Here is a 15,307-nt window from a genome sequence, read left to right on the forward strand (position 1 = left end):
ATAATGGGCAGGATTCATACTCCGTAATCATTGGTAAGGGAGAAAAAGGGACTAAAAAAATAGTCTGGCTTCCTGAGGATAAGAAGAAAGAAATGGTAGTGGAAAACTATAAAGATGGTAAATCAAAAAAAGAGATCTTAAACATTGTCAATGAACAGCTTAATCCCCAAAAAATCATTTCTGTTAAGCTAGGCATGGAAAAGAACGTTCCGCTTTGGGAAGTAACGTATCTTGATGAATCCAAGCGTTTTAACTATGACTATTATGATTTTAAAACTGGGGAATGGCTGAAGTATTATCGAAGCATTTAGAATGGAGGATTAATTTAAAATGAAATTAGCGAAGCGCGTTCAGTCATTAACGCCATCAACAACATTGGCCATCACGGCAAAAGCAAAGGAACTTAAGGCCCAAGGTCTAGATATAATTGGTTTGGGTGCTGGTGAACCAGACTATAATACGCCAAAACATATCATAGATGCAGCCCTTCTTTCCATGAATGAAGGTCAAACTAAATACACGCCATCCGCTGGTCTGCCGAAACTAAAAGAAGCAATTGCGGCTAAATTGAAGCGTGATCAAGGCCTGGAATACAAACCGTCTGAAATTGTAGTTGGCTCAGGTGCAAAGCACGCGCTTTACACATTGTTTCAAGCTATCCTGGATGAAGAAGATGAAGTCATTGTTCCGATACCATATTGGGTGAGCTATCCTGAGCAAATCAAGCTTGCTGACGGTAAGCCTGTTTATGTAGTAGGTACGGAAGAAAATCAATATAAAATCACTAAAGAACAATTGGAACAAGCAATCACCGAAAAAACGAAAGCGGTTATCATCAACTCTCCAAGCAATCCAACGGGCATGCTTTATTCCAGGGAAGAATTGGCGGCTATCGGGGAAGTTTGCCTGGCTCATGATATCTTGATCGTTTCCGACGAAATTTACGAAAAATTGGTTTATGGAAATGCTAAACATACATCCATTGCAGAGATTTCACCAGAATTGAAAAAGCAAACGATCATCATCAACGGTGTTTCTAAGTCGCATTCGATGACTGGCTGGAGAATTGGTTATGCAGTCGGTGATGAGTCCATCATTAAAGCAATGACGAACCTTGCAAGCCATAGCACATCCAACCCTACCACAACTGCTCAATATGGTGCGATTGCCGCTTATGAAGGTACACAGGAGCCTGTTGAAGAAATGCGTCAGTCATTTGAAGGCCGTTTGAATACGATATATGATAAATTGGTTGAAATTCCAGGGATCAGCTGCATTAAACCGCAAGGGGCATTTTATTTATTCCCGAACGTTAAACGTGCAGTTGAATTAACAGGGTACAGCAATGTCGAGGAATTTACGACTGCGTTGCTGGAAGAAGCGCAAGTGGCTGTTATTCCAGGATCAGGTTTTGGTGCACCTGATAACATCAGGCTCTCTTATGCAACTTCATTAGAGTTGCTGGAAGCAGCAGTTGAAAGAATACATTCATTCGTTAAATCAAAAATGGCATAATTTTTCAAAAACCTGCAGACTACCTGGCTACATCAGGGTCTGCAGGTTTTTTTTCGATTATATTTCGATATGGTACTTTCGCGAAGAAGACATGATAAGCGTTTTGCAAAACAAACTTGTAAAGAAAAGTGAAAATCATATATGATTTTTAATAAAAATCGATTGCAATCATATATGATTTCATATATGATGAAAATATGGAAGAGAAAAACAAAAACCCCAGCAAAAAGCAAATAGCATATGAGCACCTTCGTAAATTAATTTTGGATGGAACATATGGTTCTGGACAGCGGATCATTATCGATCAAACGGCAAAAGAACTTAGTTTAAGTCCGATTCCTGTCAGGGAAGCGATCAGGCAACTGGAATCTGATGGTCTTATTCAATATAAGCCTTATAGCGGAGCGGTGGTTACAAGCATTAATGAGAGCGAATACATTGAAACTCTTTCTGTTTTATCTTTGCTTGAAGGATATGCAGCCGCCCTCAGTTCTTTAACGATGAATGATCATGATTTTGAAAATCTAATTAATTTAAACAAAGAAATGGAAAAAGCCCTCCATAACTTTGAATTAGAGCTGTTTGGTAAGTTAAACGAATGTTTCCATGCGGAAATTTATGAAAAGTGCGGAAATTCCTTTTTAAAGGAGGAAATTAAACAGGCGCAACAAAGAATGAATAGAGTCAGAAAATCCATGTTCACCATGGTTCCGCAGCGCGCAGTCCAATCGATTCGCGAACATGAAAGCATCATAAAGCTTCTAAAGGAAAAAGCACCTTTTGAAGAAATTGAATCATTGGTGAGAAAGCATAAACTGAATGCCATCAGCACATTCAAGCAGAGGGCGGAAACTAATCACGATCAGGCACTTTGATGACCTTGGCTTTGTTTTATAATAGTCGATCGATTATTCATAAAAGCAAAGCTATTTTTTTACTTATATTATTCCGAATATTCAAATAATGAAAGGGTGGTAGAAAAAATGTACGAGGAAATCAAAAGTCGTTTAAGAGGATCCATCGCTCCCGTTATCACTCCGTTTGATGACAAGATGGAAGTGGATGTAAAGGCAATTGAAAATCTGGTAAACTGGCACATTGAAAGCGGTTCACATGGAATCTCGGTATGCGGTACTACCGGGGAGCCGAGTTCATTAACGATTAAGGAACGGGAATTAGTGATGGAAACGGCTATTAAAGCAGCAAAAGCCCGTGTTCCAGTTGCACCAGGTACTGGATCTGCCAATCAGAAAGAAACGTTACATTTAACAAAAATGGCACAGGAAATGGGTGCGGATGCTGCTTTAGTCATCGTTCCTTATTACAATAAACCGAATCAACAGGCACTTTACAATCATTTTAAAACGGTAGCCGATTCTGTTGATATTCCGATTATCGTTTATAACATTCCTGGAAGAACGGCGACGAATTTAGAAGTGAAGACATTGGCACGTCTTGCTGAAGATTGTGAAAATATTATTGGTGTAAAGGAATCTAATAAAGATTTCGAACATGTGAACCGTGTCTTATTGAATTGCGGAAGGGATTTTCTCTTATATTCGGGCATCGAATTACTATGCTATCCAATGTTGGCTATTGGAGGGGCAGGACATATAAGTGCTACTGCAAATATCACTCCAAAAGAAGTTGCGGAAATTTATAACCTTTGGGTGGAGGGGGATGTGGATAAGGCACTTGATCTCCATTACAAATTAATGCCATTGAATGATGTTTTGTTTAAAGAAACCAATCCAGGACCATTAAAAGCTGCGATGGGGATGATGGGGAAAATCAATCCTGCATTAAGGCCGCCAATGGGTCCGCCTTCGGAACCATTGGAAAAAGAACTGCGTGAAACCCTTCAATCATACGGGTTGATTGACCCAATAATCCAGTCATAATTGCTAGATCGGGAAGATTGCACGAATCTAATAGATTATTGTCATCTTCCCGAATTAATTTCTAAAGGAGGATTTATCATGCAAACTTTTCCCGTGCAAGATGTCAAGCATTACATCAATGGTCAATTTGTCGATGGAATCTCAGGGAAAACATTTGGAAATTTAAGCCCTTTTAATAATCAGGCAATAAATAATGTGGCAGAAGGGTTTAAAGAGGACATCGATCAAGCGGTAGCCGCTGCAAGAGCTGCATTCGATAATGGTCCATGGAGAACGATGAAAGTGGAAGAAAGATTGAAGTACATTAATAGGATTGCTGATTTAATTGAAGAAAATGCAGAAGAAATTTCCTTTTTGGAATCCCTTGATACAGGGTTGCCGATTAGCCAGACAAAAAAACAGGCGGCAAGGGGAGCGGAGAATTTCCGGTTTTATTCTGAGATGGTGAAAAGCAGGCTAATAGGAGAGTCGTATCAAGTGGATGACACATTCATCAATTATACGATTCATAAACCGATAGGAGTGGCAGGATTAATCACTCCTTGGAATGCGCCATTCATGTTAGAAACCTGGAAGATCGCCCCGGCCCTGGCTACAGGTAATACATGTGTCCTCAAACCGGCGGAGTGGTCCCCATTGACAGCCAATAAATTGGCACAAATCATTGACCAATCGGGTCTGCCGAAAGGCGTATTCAATATCGTTCACGGTTTTGGGGAAACAGCAGGGGCGTCCTTGGTTGCCCATCCTGAAGTCCAATTGATATCCTTTACCGGGGAAACGACGACTGGCGCTGAAATCGTTAAAAATGGTGCAGATACAATGAAACGTTTTTCCATGGAACTCGGAGGTAAATCGCCAGCGGTCATTTTTGAAGATGCCGATCTAGAAAAAGCCCTGGATTCTGTGGTTTGGGGAATTTATTCATTCAATGGGGAGCGCTGCACAGCCAATTCCAGATTATTTGTCCATGAATCGATAATAGACCAGTTCGTTGCAGAATTGAAGGAACGTGTTCATAATATCAAAATTGGAAACCCAATGGACCCAGAAACGGAAATCGGACCGCTGATCCATCGTAACCATTTTAACAATGTCTCCCGTTATCTGGATATAGCAAAAGATGAAGGGGCGGAAATTGTAAGCGGTGCCATACCGAGTGTGTTCAAGGAAGGGAATTATATTGCCCCGACGCTTCTCTTGAACTGTACAAATGAGATGACGGTGGCACAGGAAGAGATTTTTGGACCAGTCATGGCAGTCATTCCTTTCAAGACTGAAGAGGAAGTACTGAGAATGGCTAACGATGTAAAGTATGGGCTCGCTGCTTATGTATGGACCAATGATATGAAACGTGGACATAGGTTTGCACAGGCTGTTGATAGCGGGATGGTCTGGGTGAATTCCCAAAACGTAAGGGATTTGCGGATACCGTTTGGAGGATCGAAATATAGTGGGGTTGGACGTGAAGGTGGCCATTATAGCTTTGAATTCTATACGGAAACACAAGTTATCCACGTAGCAATTGGTGAACATCACATTCCGAAATTTGGAGACGTAAAACAAAATGCTGTTTCTTCTGCTGAAAAATAATCCGTGTTTTATTAAAGAAGGGGAGAATACTATGAATTTTTCTATTATTCGTGTTGCGAGAACGATACTTAATGTAACAGATCTGGATAAATCAAGAGCCTTTTATGTGGATGCTTTAGGTTTCATTGAAACGGAAAGAACGAATGATCACATATATTTACGTGGTTTAGAGGAAGCGCATCATCACTCGCTTATTTTGCAAAAGGCAGAAAAGCCAAGCGTTGAAACAATAGGATACAAGGTTGAAAAAGAGGAAGACCTTGAAGAATTGGAAACTTTTTTCTTATCCAAGGGGATGAAAATGAAGTGGATGCAGGAAGGAACACAGCATGCACTAGGCAAGTCGCTACGAGTTCAGGATATTTCAGGGTTGCCAGTGGAGTTTTTCAGCAAAATGGATAAAGCCGAGAGATTGCTTCAACGATTCGATATGCATAGGGGTTCAAGGGTCCAAAGAATCGATCATGTGAATTGCTGTGTACCAAATGTGCAAAAAGCCTATGATTTTTACGTGAAAGAATTAGGTTTTGCGTGCTCGGAAGACACAGTGGATGAATCGGGCAAATTATGGGCGACGTGGCTTCATAGAAAGCAAACGGTCCATGACCAGGCATTCATGAACGGAATCGGTCCAAGACTACATCATATAGGCTTCTTTCTGCCTGACCCCCTTGCACTTATCCATGCTTGTGATGTACTGGCTTCACTGGGATATGCCCAGTCCATCGAACGCGGACCAGGAAGGCACGGTCTATCCAATGCATTCTTCTTATATTTAAGAGATCCGGACGGTCACAGGATCGAATTATACAATGGGGATTACTTAACGGCTGACCCTGATACTGAACCGATTCATTGGGATTTGAATGATCCAAGACGCCAGACATTCTGGGGAGCCAAAGCTCCGGATTCATGGTTTGATGAGGCATCTGCTGTACTTGATATAATATCAGGTGAAGAAGTTCCTCTTAAAGAACCGATTCTGGCAAAAAGCAAGCCTGAATTCATCATCTAAAGAGAAACGGATTTAGGATGAATGATCGAACGTTCGGCAAGACATACATTGACTCCCACGGTCAATTGGATAGGGCGCTAGTGCGTATAAGCCTGTTCAAAGACCAATTTTCACCATTTAAGGGAACAGAACTGGTGAGTGGTTGATGGAAACTGCTGGATTATCGAAGGTCCGTTTATTGAGTTTATAATGTAACCTTTCAAGAATCAAAGGAAGGAAGATGGATTTGGATATCATTCATGTTCAGCACCCAATTTCCAGTATATATACGGCAGTAGCAGAACCGTGTGTGCTGGCTCTTGGATTTTTCGACGGAGTTCATCTTGGCCATCAAGAATTGATACATCTAGCTAAAAGGATTGCCATACAGCAAGATTTGAAATTGGCAGTCATGACATTTTTTCCGCATCCAAAGCAAATCTTAGGAAACGCTCAACCCCAAACATATATGACTCCTTTAGAGCAAAAAGCAAAAATCATGCAAGGTTTAGGTGTAGAAACCTTGATAGTCGTGAACTTCGATTCCGCATTTGCCCATCTTTCACCTACTGGCTTTATCGAGGATTATCTATGTGGATTTAAATGCAAGCATGCCGTGGCTGGATTCGATTTCCGCTATGGACATAAAGGGGAAGGGAATATGGAAACGCTGAAAATCGAAGGTAAGCGATTTTTTGAAGTGACGGAAATGAAGAAGTTTGAAATCGATCATGAAAAAGTAAGTTCCACTAAGCTTAGAAACTTGATTGCAGAAGGTCGGTTCGCAGATATCCCGCCATTCCTTGGCACATACTTTGAAAGCCAAGGGACAATCAAATCCAAGGAAAATCAACACGTCATCGTTACATTATCGGAAGCATTCCTGACACCCCCGACAGGCGCTTATTTAATCGAAATCCAGAACGAAGGAAATGTTTATGAGGGAATTGCCTATCAAACAACGGACGGGTCCTTTCATGGGAGTTGGCACTTACTTTTCAATGATGATCTTCCCTTGGAGGGAAAGAAGATTCATATCAAATGGAAAAGTGAAAGTATAATGAAGCCGAAACAGATGATTGATATGCGAGCCAAGTCCATTACAAAAGTGCAAGCCTTCTAAAAAGATATGGTCCGGGACAGGGCAGCAGTGGGTACTTACTGCTGCCCTACCTGTAAGCGTCACGATTAGACAATGGGAGTACGGAAAGCTTAGGGAATGAGCTTAGACCCTCTCTGTGCAGATGATTTTGTTTGGATTTTGGGATGGAAGGAAGAAAGAGGCTGATATTGGAGAGGCTCAATACTACTAGTGCCGCCCTTGTAAAAATAAATATCAGAAGAGGTGTATAGAGATGGTTCGGTTGGAAAAAAAACTTGATGAATCGGAACAAACTAATCTAGTGGATTATGAAAAGATTGTTGCCTCCAAAGAGTTTCAGAATATGCTTTCCGATAAAAAGAAATTCGTCATCCCTTTTTCGATTTTCTTTATGGGATATTCCCTGCTTTTGCCCTTCTTAGTTTTTTACACAGATATCCTGGATCACTCTTTCATTGGAGACATAACCTGGGCATGGGTGTACGGTGTCTCCATTACGGTTATGTCTGTTTGGGTTTGCAGCATATATGTAAGGAAATCAGGAAGAATCGATGAACAAATAAAAGAAATCATCGAGAAAGAAGGGCTTTGAATCATGAATTGGACAGTTATTATTCTCTTTGCGCTAATGTCGATAGGAACCCTTTTCATCACATATTTCGCTTCCAAAAAAACTAACACGGCAGGCTCTTTTTATACGGCTGGGGGAGGGTTGACCGCTAGGCAAAATGGACTTGCATTGGCCGGGGATTTTATGTCGGCTTCCACGTTTTTAGGGTTGATTGGGGCATTTTCCTTAACGGGGTATGATGGATTTTTCCTGATGTATGGAGCACTTGTTTCATTTCTTGTCGTGTTATTCCTAGTGGCTGAACCTTTAAGGAACTTGGGGAAATACACATTGGCTGATATGGTGACTACAAGGTTTAAATATAAACAGGTCAGGGGAGTGACCGCCTTTAATACCCTGGTGATATCAGTCATGTACATGCTGGGGCAACTTGTTGCGGCAGGCGCTTTATTTAAATTGCTTTTAGACATCCCGTATAATATTTCTGTCATCATCGTAGGTATTGTCATGTTGGTATTTGTTCTATTTGGGGGGATGACGGCGACGAGCTGGGTGCAGATCATTAAAGCCATCCTGTTGATAGGAGGAGTGTTTATATTATTCATGATCGTCATGTGGAAATTGAATTTTAGTTTCATCGGAATTTTCACTGATATGAAAACCGCAACACCCATGGGTGCAGATTACCTGAAAGCAGGTATTAAATATGCCAGTGGGTGGGATGCAGCTTCCTTATCGCTGGGCCTAATTCTGGGAACGGCAGGTCTGCCTCACATTTTAATACGTTTTTTGACCGTCCCGAATGCACGAGTGGCAAGAAAGTCGGTTGTTTGGGTGATGTGGATTATGGGTGCTTTTCATATCATGGTCATTTTTCTCGGATTCGGTGCTGCGAAGTTGGTTGGAACATCGAATATCATGGCCGCTAATCCAGCGGGTAATATGGCTGCACCTTTATTGGCCCAACTTGTGGGCGGGGACATCTTATTCGCATTTATTGCGGCCGTTTCCTTTGCAACGATACTCGCAGTTGTTGCGGGAATCGTTTTAACAGGAGCTACCGCATTTTCACATGATTTTTATAATGAAATATTAAAAGATGGAAAGGCGACGGAAAAACAGCAAATGACGATGGCTAGATGGGCTTCCGTTGGTGTGACTGCACTTGCAATCGTTTTATCATTAGGTCTGCAGGAATTCAATGTAGCGTTTCTGGCATCGATTGCCTTTACACTGGCGGCTAGTTCGAATTTGCCGGTAATCCTTCTTACGATCTATTGGAAAAAATTCAATAAAACCGGAGCGATAGTCGGTATGATGACAGGTCTTATTGGTACGCTTTTGCTCGTGGCTCTAAGTCCAAATGTCTGGAACCCGGTCCCCGGAGCCACCATAATGACAGGTGACCCGATTTTCCCTTTGAATTCACCAGGAATCGTTTCCATCCCGCTTGGGTTCCTCGCATGCTATTTAGGTGCCCTGTTCGGTAACCGCAGGACGGGGTTGAAAACGGTTACAAAAGACAATTATAATGAAATCCTCGTTAAGTCCAACACCGGTCATGATGTTAAGGGTGTTTTGCGACATTGAAAGATGTAAAAGCATGCCTATAAATAAAACACAGGTCATCGCACTTATGAATGGATCTGATAAAGCAGCCCTCTAATGATAGGTTGCTTTTTTCTTTACATTGGATAAAGAAATTCAAACAAACATGAAAGGTTATTAGAAAGAGGTCCAGATGCACTAATATTCAATAACTGTCCATTCATTCAGAAAATGTTTCAAGAAATTTGACGGCACCTTTGGAAAGATAGCGTTCTTCGAGCCAAATAAGGGCGGCTTCCGATTGGACTTCACAATCTGTCAATTCGATTATTTTAATACCCTGGGTTGAAAACGATTTGGATGTGGTTCGTGGCATGATTGTAGCGCCTATTCCTTCCTTCACCAAAGATAAAATCATGGCAGCATCAGGACATTCACATACAATCTTAGGTTCAAACCCATGTCTGAAGCACTCATCCACTATAAGTTCATAAGTTCCCTGTCCGCTTACCCTATGCAGCAATAGGAGGGAATAATCCTTAATTTGTTTAAATCCGATGGAGTCTGGGATGTCCCATTCTTTTGGGGTGACAAGCACAAAATCTTCCGGCGGAAGGTTAATCGATGAGAATCGCTTACCGTTAATGGGAAGCCGTACAATGGCCAACTCGATTTCCCTGTTTATTAAGCCTTCTGTCAAACGGAATGTATCACCTTCCATTAACTTGAAGCGTATGTCAGGGTATTTTACTCTAAAGGCCCTCATCCTTTGCGGAATGTAAGAAAAGCAAGTTTTTACTGACCCTATGGAAAGAGTGCCCTGTATTCCTTTACTGACTTCCTTCACTTCCAGTAGCGATTCTTCAAACTGGTTTAATAGAGCTTCGGCTTTTTTATATAGGACCTTGCCAGTTTCAGTGAGTTCAAGTTTCTTTCCATTCCGGTCGAAGAGTTTTTCACCGATTTCGATTTCCATTAATTTAAGTTGCTGGCTAAGGGGGGGTTGAGCCATATGTAATTTTTTTGCTGCTTTGGTTACTTGTTCTTCCTGAACGATCGTCACAAAATACTTTAATTGCCGGATGTCCATTATATACACCTCATACATATGATTTACATATACATATTGAATTTTTTAAGTATTATATATATATCTTAACACATGGTATATTTTGTTATAGGAATTAATTCAATTTTTGGAATTTATTTAATTGTAAGCGCTTCATTTATATTGATGCTAAAGGGGGATGTAAGAATGCCAGCTAAAACAGGTAAAGAGTATATCGATAGGGTGGATAAAGCAAAGGCGAATGTATGGATCAATGGAGAGCAAGTAAAAGATAAGATCAGTCAACACCCAGCTTTTAAAGGGGTCATGAAATCACAGGCCGAATTATATGATTTGCAGCATGATTCCTCGAAAACTGACATCATGACTTATATATCACCAACTTCAAACGAAAGAGTAGGGACCTCATTCATGCAGCCGCGGACAAAGGGAGACCTTGAAAAAAGGAGGAAAATGATTCAAGAATGGGCAAGGCATAATAATGGAATGATGGGACGTTCCCCTGACTATATCAACAGTGGGATGATGGCGTACGGCACTGCAGCTGATATGTTCGGCACTCAGGATTCGGCATTTGCTAAAAATATGAAAGATTATTATGAACTCTGCAGGGAAAAGGATTTGTCGTTGACACATACCCTGATTCAACCCCAGGTTAATAGGGGAGTTAGTGCCGCAAAGCTTCCGGACCCTTACATCGCTGCAAGGATTGCTGGCAAGAATTCAGAAGGGCTTATTATAAAGGGAGCCAGGTTATTAGCTACACAAGGTGGAATAACGGATGAAATCATGGTTTTCCCTTCAACATTGCTTAAACAATCGGAAGAGGAAAACCCTTATGCATTCGCATTCTCCATTCCAAATAATACACCAGGGTTGAAATTCATCTGTCGTGAATCATTCGACTATGGCAAATCACATTTTGACCATCCTCTTGGTTCAAGATTTGAGGAAATGGATACGATTATCGTTTTTGATGATGTAGTCGTTCCTTGGAATCGTGTATTTGCATATGGGGATGTCGGCATTTGCAACCAGGCTTATAATGAAAGTAATGCAGTTGTTCATATGACCCATCAGGTGGTAGCGAAAAATATCGCCAAAACCGAGTTCATTCTGGGGATTTTGCAACTAATGGCGGAAACCATCAATATCGGTCAATACCAGCATGTTCAGGAAAAGATTTCGGAAGTCATCATAGCGCTTGAAACGGTAAAGGCTTTCATTACAGCATCGGAGGCAAACGCGAAAGTGGATAAGTGGGGAATGATGACACCCGATTTTACACCGTTAAATATAGCCCGTAATTATTACCCGAAGATTTACCCTAGATTCAGTGAAATCATGCAGCTTCTTGGAGCTAGCGGCTTAATGGCGATACCAAATGAAGCAGATTTCAATTCGGAGCTTCGACCGGATTTGGATAAATATCTTCAAGCCGCGAATGGTGGAGCCTATGACAGGGTGAAATTGTATCGTCTCGCATGGGATGTATGCATGAGTTCATTTGGATCCAGGCAAACGCTATACGAAAGATTCTTTTTTGGGGATCCGGTCCGTATGGCGAGCGCTTTATATAACGGCTATGATAAACAGGAATATGTGGACCGTGTCAAGGAGTTCTTGAACCGTACTGAAAACCTTGCAGAAATCAACTGAGCCCGGTAGCATTGGCAAAACATTTTAATTGAAAGGCCTTCCCGATGATGATGAAGGCCTTTCAATATGAAATCTAGTTCATTTATTATATCGGTCATGGATATTATTCTTCTTATATGTTCCAAAATCACTGAATTCCGTGAGTTCCATGGAGAGGGCAAGATATCTTTTTGAAAAGAGAGAAGCCAAATGGGCTTCCATCGTTTCGAAAAGTTGGTCACATACTTCGGTTTTATCACTGTCTTTGCGTCCAGCGCCAATTTTTAGAATGGCATGAACAAAGGCATCATCCTCTGTACCATCGGCAACACGATAATGCTTCAATTCAATGGCCCGGGATCGAATGCCGCCAATTGGAAAGATGGAGGGATAGGATATCAGTACATCATTCACCTTCCTTAATAAGCAGTCAATCTGGATTTCATCTTTGATATTATCTGTATATTCAATAATGATATGAGGCATGTTATCAGTCCCTTCCGTTAATTATGGATTTTTAGATGCGGCCGATCCCCGCCTTCAGTAAATATATCGTCACCGACTATTGTGTTAACGAGTTTCCCGATCCCTTCAATTTCAGTGATGATTTCATCGCCTACAGCAGTATCCGCCAATCCTTCAGGTGTACCTGTCAATATGATATCCCCTGGGCTCAATGTCATGAAGCTGCTAAAATATTCAATTAACTCAGCAATGCCGAAAATCATGTCTTTCGTGTTGCCTTGCTGAGTCAATTTTCCGTTGACGTAAGTTTTGATGGCAAGATTCGATGGATCTGGGATATCTTCGGCATCGACAAGCCAGGGCCCAATGGGGGTGCATGTATCGCGATTTTTGACCTTTAGGTTAGGTCGGTAGTAATTCTCCAGATAATCCCGTATTGCATAATCATTTGCAATCGTATATCCACTTACATACTTAAAGGCTTCTTCCTTTTTTATGTTCTTCGCCTTTTTACCTATGACGACTGCAAGTTCACATTCATAATGCATATAAGCTGCATCAGCAGGCCGTCTTGTCTGTCCCCGGTGGCCGATAAAGGTATTGGGACCTTTTAAGAACGCAAGGGGTTCTTCCGGTGCTTTAAAAGCAAGCTCCTTCGCATGGTCTGCATAATTCAAGCCAAGCGCGAAGACAGTTCGTGGTTCCACCGGGGGAAGCCAGACAACATCCTGCTCATTGACAATCCTGCCATCCGCCAATTGGACCTGGCCATAATATTCACTTGCTGGATGTACGGCACCTGCATAGGCTACACGTGCTCTCTTCATAAAATCCCCTCCAGTGATAGTTTTTCCTCGGAAATGATAGCATTTTCCAAATATCCGATTTCGTCTATTTCTATTCTGACATGATCATTGGCTTTTGCCAGCGGTGCGTTCTCTGGAACACCTACTAGAAGGACGTCACCCGTACTCAAAGTCATGAAGTCAGTTACATCCTCAATAAGGCGGGATATGGAGCGAATTAGATTTGCAGTTGAATTTTCCTGTCTTAACTCTCCATTTATATATACACGAATTCCTAAAGAATCGGGGTTGGAGATGAATTCCTTGGTTACGACCCATGGACCGATCGGGCAAAATCCATCACGGGCTTTATGGCGGATAGCAGGACGGAAAACACTCTCATGCGGAATGCTAATATCATTGGCGATCGTAAAACCTTCTATATAATCCAATGCATGTTCTTTCTTGACTCTTGTGGCCGTTTTACTGATTACTATTCCAAGTGCGGCCCCGATTTCCAATTCAGGTATGCCGCTTGGAAGGGGAACTGGATTTGAAAAAGAAGAAAACGTGTTTCTAGGTTTAATATAAAGGATCGGTCCTTTAGGAGGTTCATTATAAGGAGGATGGTCGACCTTTTCCTTCAATGCTGCCAATGACCCTTTATAGTTTAATAATGTTCCGTATACCGTTCCTGAAATAGGGTTATCCAAGTTAATTTGTGATACCTCCAACTTATCACCGTTCATTAAAATATAGCGGCTCGACTGTATCTCTATTTCTTCTGAATAATCTGACTTTTTGAACTTCACTCTTGCTTTTGCCATGGACACTCACCCCTTGTTTTATTATCAATCATATATGATATCGTATATGATTTTTTGTATAAGTTCAACATATTTAGATTATTCAGTATAAACAGACAAAAAATGTTAGAAAAAGTATGGGTTTCAACAGATAAATGCCTTGAACATTTAGTTAGTATGAAGCTAGGAATCCAAATTGAAAGATTGTGAATGGGGGATGTTCCGATGATGAATGGTAAAGAGTATTTAGAAAGTTTACGAGATGGAAGAACGGTATTCTTGAACGGAGATAAGGTAGATGATGTGACGACGCACCCAGCATATCGCAATTCTGCCAGATCGATTGCCCAACTATATGATGCTCTCCATGAGCCGGTCACTGCACGGATTTTAACGGCTAAGACAGATGAAGGTCATACTACCCATAAGTTCTTCAAAGCCTCGAAGAACGCAACAGAGCTGCTTGAAGCAAGGGATGCGATAGCACAATGGTCAAAATTGAGCTATGGTTTCATGGGGCGTACCCCTGATTACAAAGCTGCTTTTACAGGATCATTGGGACCGTATAGCGATTTTTATAAGGGATTTGAAGATAATGCGAAAAGATGGTATGAAAAAACCACAAGGGACGTTCCCTTCTGTAACCATACAATTATAAACCCGGCAATGGACAGGAATAAACCGCTACATGAAAATAAAGAGGTATTTGTACGTACGGTGGAAGAGCGGGATGATGGGATAATCGTAAGCGGAGCCAAAATGGTTGGAACTTCTGCAGCACTTACGAATTATAATTTTGTCGCGAATTATTCTCCTGTCGATCTTGGGGAAGGAGATAGAAGCCATGCGTTGATTTTCTTTGTACCGATGAATGCATCGGGATTAAAAATGATCAGCAGACAGTCTTTTGAAGAAACGGCTGCCAAGTCAGGCACTCCTTTCGATTACCCGCTTTCCAGCCGGTTCGACGAAAATGACGCAGTCATCGTCCTTGATCATGTATTCGTCCCATGGGAGAATGTATTCGCCTATAATAATGTGGAAATCGCAAATGGGTTTAGATCCAAGACTGGGTGGATGAATCGATATACATTTCATGGCTGCACACGCTATGCGGTGAAATTGGACTTTATGGCTGGGCTTCTGATGAAAGCTACAGAAATGGCAGGAACGAATCAATTTAGAGGAGTTCAAGCCAATATAGGGGAAGTGCTTGCTTTCAGGAATATGTTTTGGGCCATCTCGACAGCGATGGCTACAGATCCGATGGAAGGGCCGAATGGCACTGTTCTACCCAATAGCACATATGCAACTGCATAT

14 protein-coding genes and 1 pseudogene are annotated in these 15,307 nt (G+C 41.5%); 11 read left to right on the plus strand and 4 right to left on the minus strand.

Features of this window, described 5'->3' with window-relative positions; all coding sequences use genetic code 11:
* The 9 genes and pseudogenes from ACFVSH_RS16520 to ACFVSH_RS16560 all read left to right on the plus strand — a co-directional run.
* Positions 1-311 (plus strand): annotated as a pseudogene (locus tag ACFVSH_RS16520) (cell wall elongation regulator TseB-like domain-containing protein); the annotation flags it as partial.
* Positions 312-330: 19 nt separating this feature from the next.
* Positions 331-1,515 carry a pyridoxal phosphate-dependent aminotransferase gene (locus ACFVSH_RS16525; protein WP_387706921.1) on the plus strand — a complete coding sequence of 395 codons (1,185 nt, stop codon included), beginning with the start codon at positions 331-333 and terminating at the stop codon, positions 1,513-1,515.
* Positions 1,516-1,712: 197 nt separating this feature from the next.
* The gene (locus ACFVSH_RS16530) at positions 1,713-2,390 is read left to right on the plus strand and encodes a GntR family transcriptional regulator (protein WP_387597575.1); all 678 of its coding nucleotides are present in this window, start codon (positions 1,713-1,715) and stop codon (positions 2,388-2,390) included.
* Between the two features lie 108 nt (positions 2,391-2,498).
* Positions 2,499-3,416: a 2,4-dihydroxyhept-2-ene-1,7-dioic acid aldolase gene (gene hpaI, locus ACFVSH_RS16535; RefSeq protein ID WP_260285998.1), complete on the plus strand. Its 918-nt coding sequence runs from the start codon at positions 2,499-2,501 to the stop codon at positions 3,414-3,416.
* 78 nt (positions 3,417-3,494) lie between these two features.
* On the plus strand, positions 3,495-5,009 hold the full coding sequence (gene hpaE / locus ACFVSH_RS16540; protein WP_387597572.1) for a 5-carboxymethyl-2-hydroxymuconate semialdehyde dehydrogenase: 1,515 nt from the start codon (positions 3,495-3,497) through the stop codon (positions 5,007-5,009).
* A 31-nt stretch (positions 5,010-5,040) separates the two neighbouring features.
* Positions 5,041-6,024: a 3,4-dihydroxyphenylacetate 2,3-dioxygenase gene (hpaD, locus tag ACFVSH_RS16545; protein ID WP_387597569.1), complete on the plus strand. Its 984-nt coding sequence runs from the start codon at positions 5,041-5,043 to the stop codon at positions 6,022-6,024.
* Between the two features lie 226 nt (positions 6,025-6,250).
* Entirely contained in the window at positions 6,251-7,126 is an 876-nt protein-coding gene (locus tag ACFVSH_RS16550; protein ID WP_387597566.1) for a cytidyltransferase, read from the plus strand.
* A gap of 232 nt (positions 7,127-7,358) precedes the next feature.
* A complete protein-coding gene (locus tag ACFVSH_RS16555; RefSeq protein WP_387706923.1) occupies positions 7,359-7,697 on the plus strand; it encodes a DUF485 domain-containing protein in 339 nt (112 codons plus the stop codon).
* Positions 7,698-7,700: 3 nt separating this feature from the next.
* Positions 7,701-9,266 carry a solute symporter family protein gene (locus ACFVSH_RS16560; protein WP_387706925.1) on the plus strand — a complete coding sequence of 522 codons (1,566 nt, stop codon included), beginning with the start codon at positions 7,701-7,703 and terminating at the stop codon, positions 9,264-9,266.
* 178 nt (positions 9,267-9,444) lie between these two features.
* On the opposite strand, the gene ACFVSH_RS16565 is transcribed toward ACFVSH_RS16560, so the two are convergent.
* Positions 9,445-10,314 carry a LysR family transcriptional regulator gene (locus tag ACFVSH_RS16565; RefSeq protein ID WP_387706927.1) on the minus strand — a complete coding sequence of 290 codons (870 nt, stop codon included), beginning with the start codon at positions 10,312-10,314 and terminating at the stop codon, positions 9,445-9,447.
* A 165-nt stretch (positions 10,315-10,479) separates the two neighbouring features.
* On the opposite strand from ACFVSH_RS16565, the gene hpaB reads away from it, so the two are divergent.
* Positions 10,480-11,952 carry a 4-hydroxyphenylacetate 3-monooxygenase, oxygenase component gene (gene hpaB / locus ACFVSH_RS16570; RefSeq protein WP_387597554.1) on the plus strand — a complete coding sequence of 491 codons (1,473 nt, stop codon included), beginning with the start codon at positions 10,480-10,482 and terminating at the stop codon, positions 11,950-11,952.
* Positions 11,953-12,030: 78 nt separating this feature from the next.
* On the opposite strand, the gene ACFVSH_RS16575 is transcribed toward hpaB, so the two are convergent.
* The 3 genes from ACFVSH_RS16575 to ACFVSH_RS16585 are packed head-to-tail and all read right to left on the minus strand — an operon-like array spanning position 12,031 to position 14,008.
* The gene (locus ACFVSH_RS16575) at positions 12,031-12,417 is read right to left on the minus strand and encodes a 5-carboxymethyl-2-hydroxymuconate Delta-isomerase (RefSeq protein ID WP_387597551.1); all 387 of its coding nucleotides are present in this window, start codon (positions 12,415-12,417) and stop codon (positions 12,031-12,033) included.
* Positions 12,418-12,434: 17 nt separating this feature from the next.
* Complete coding sequence (locus ACFVSH_RS16580; protein WP_387597548.1) at positions 12,435-13,223, minus strand: fumarylacetoacetate hydrolase family protein; 789 nt, start codon at positions 13,221-13,223, stop codon at positions 12,435-12,437.
* Complete coding sequence (locus ACFVSH_RS16585) at positions 13,220-14,008, minus strand: fumarylacetoacetate hydrolase family protein (RefSeq protein WP_387706929.1); 789 nt, start codon at positions 14,006-14,008, stop codon at positions 13,220-13,222. Before ACFVSH_RS16585 ends, ACFVSH_RS16580 begins: the two co-directional genes overlap by 4 nt.
* Positions 14,009-14,212: 204 nt before the next feature.
* Here ACFVSH_RS16585 and ACFVSH_RS16590 point away from each other — a divergent pair.
* A partial coding sequence (locus tag ACFVSH_RS16590; protein ID WP_387706931.1) for a 4-hydroxyphenylacetate 3-hydroxylase family protein occupies positions 14,213-15,307 on the plus strand: 1,095 nt, incomplete at its 3' end.

It is taken from the genome of Peribacillus sp. NPDC058002 (assembly GCF_042886655.1).
Lineage (GTDB): Bacteria > Bacillota > Bacilli > Bacillales > DSM-1321 > Peribacillus > Peribacillus aracenensis.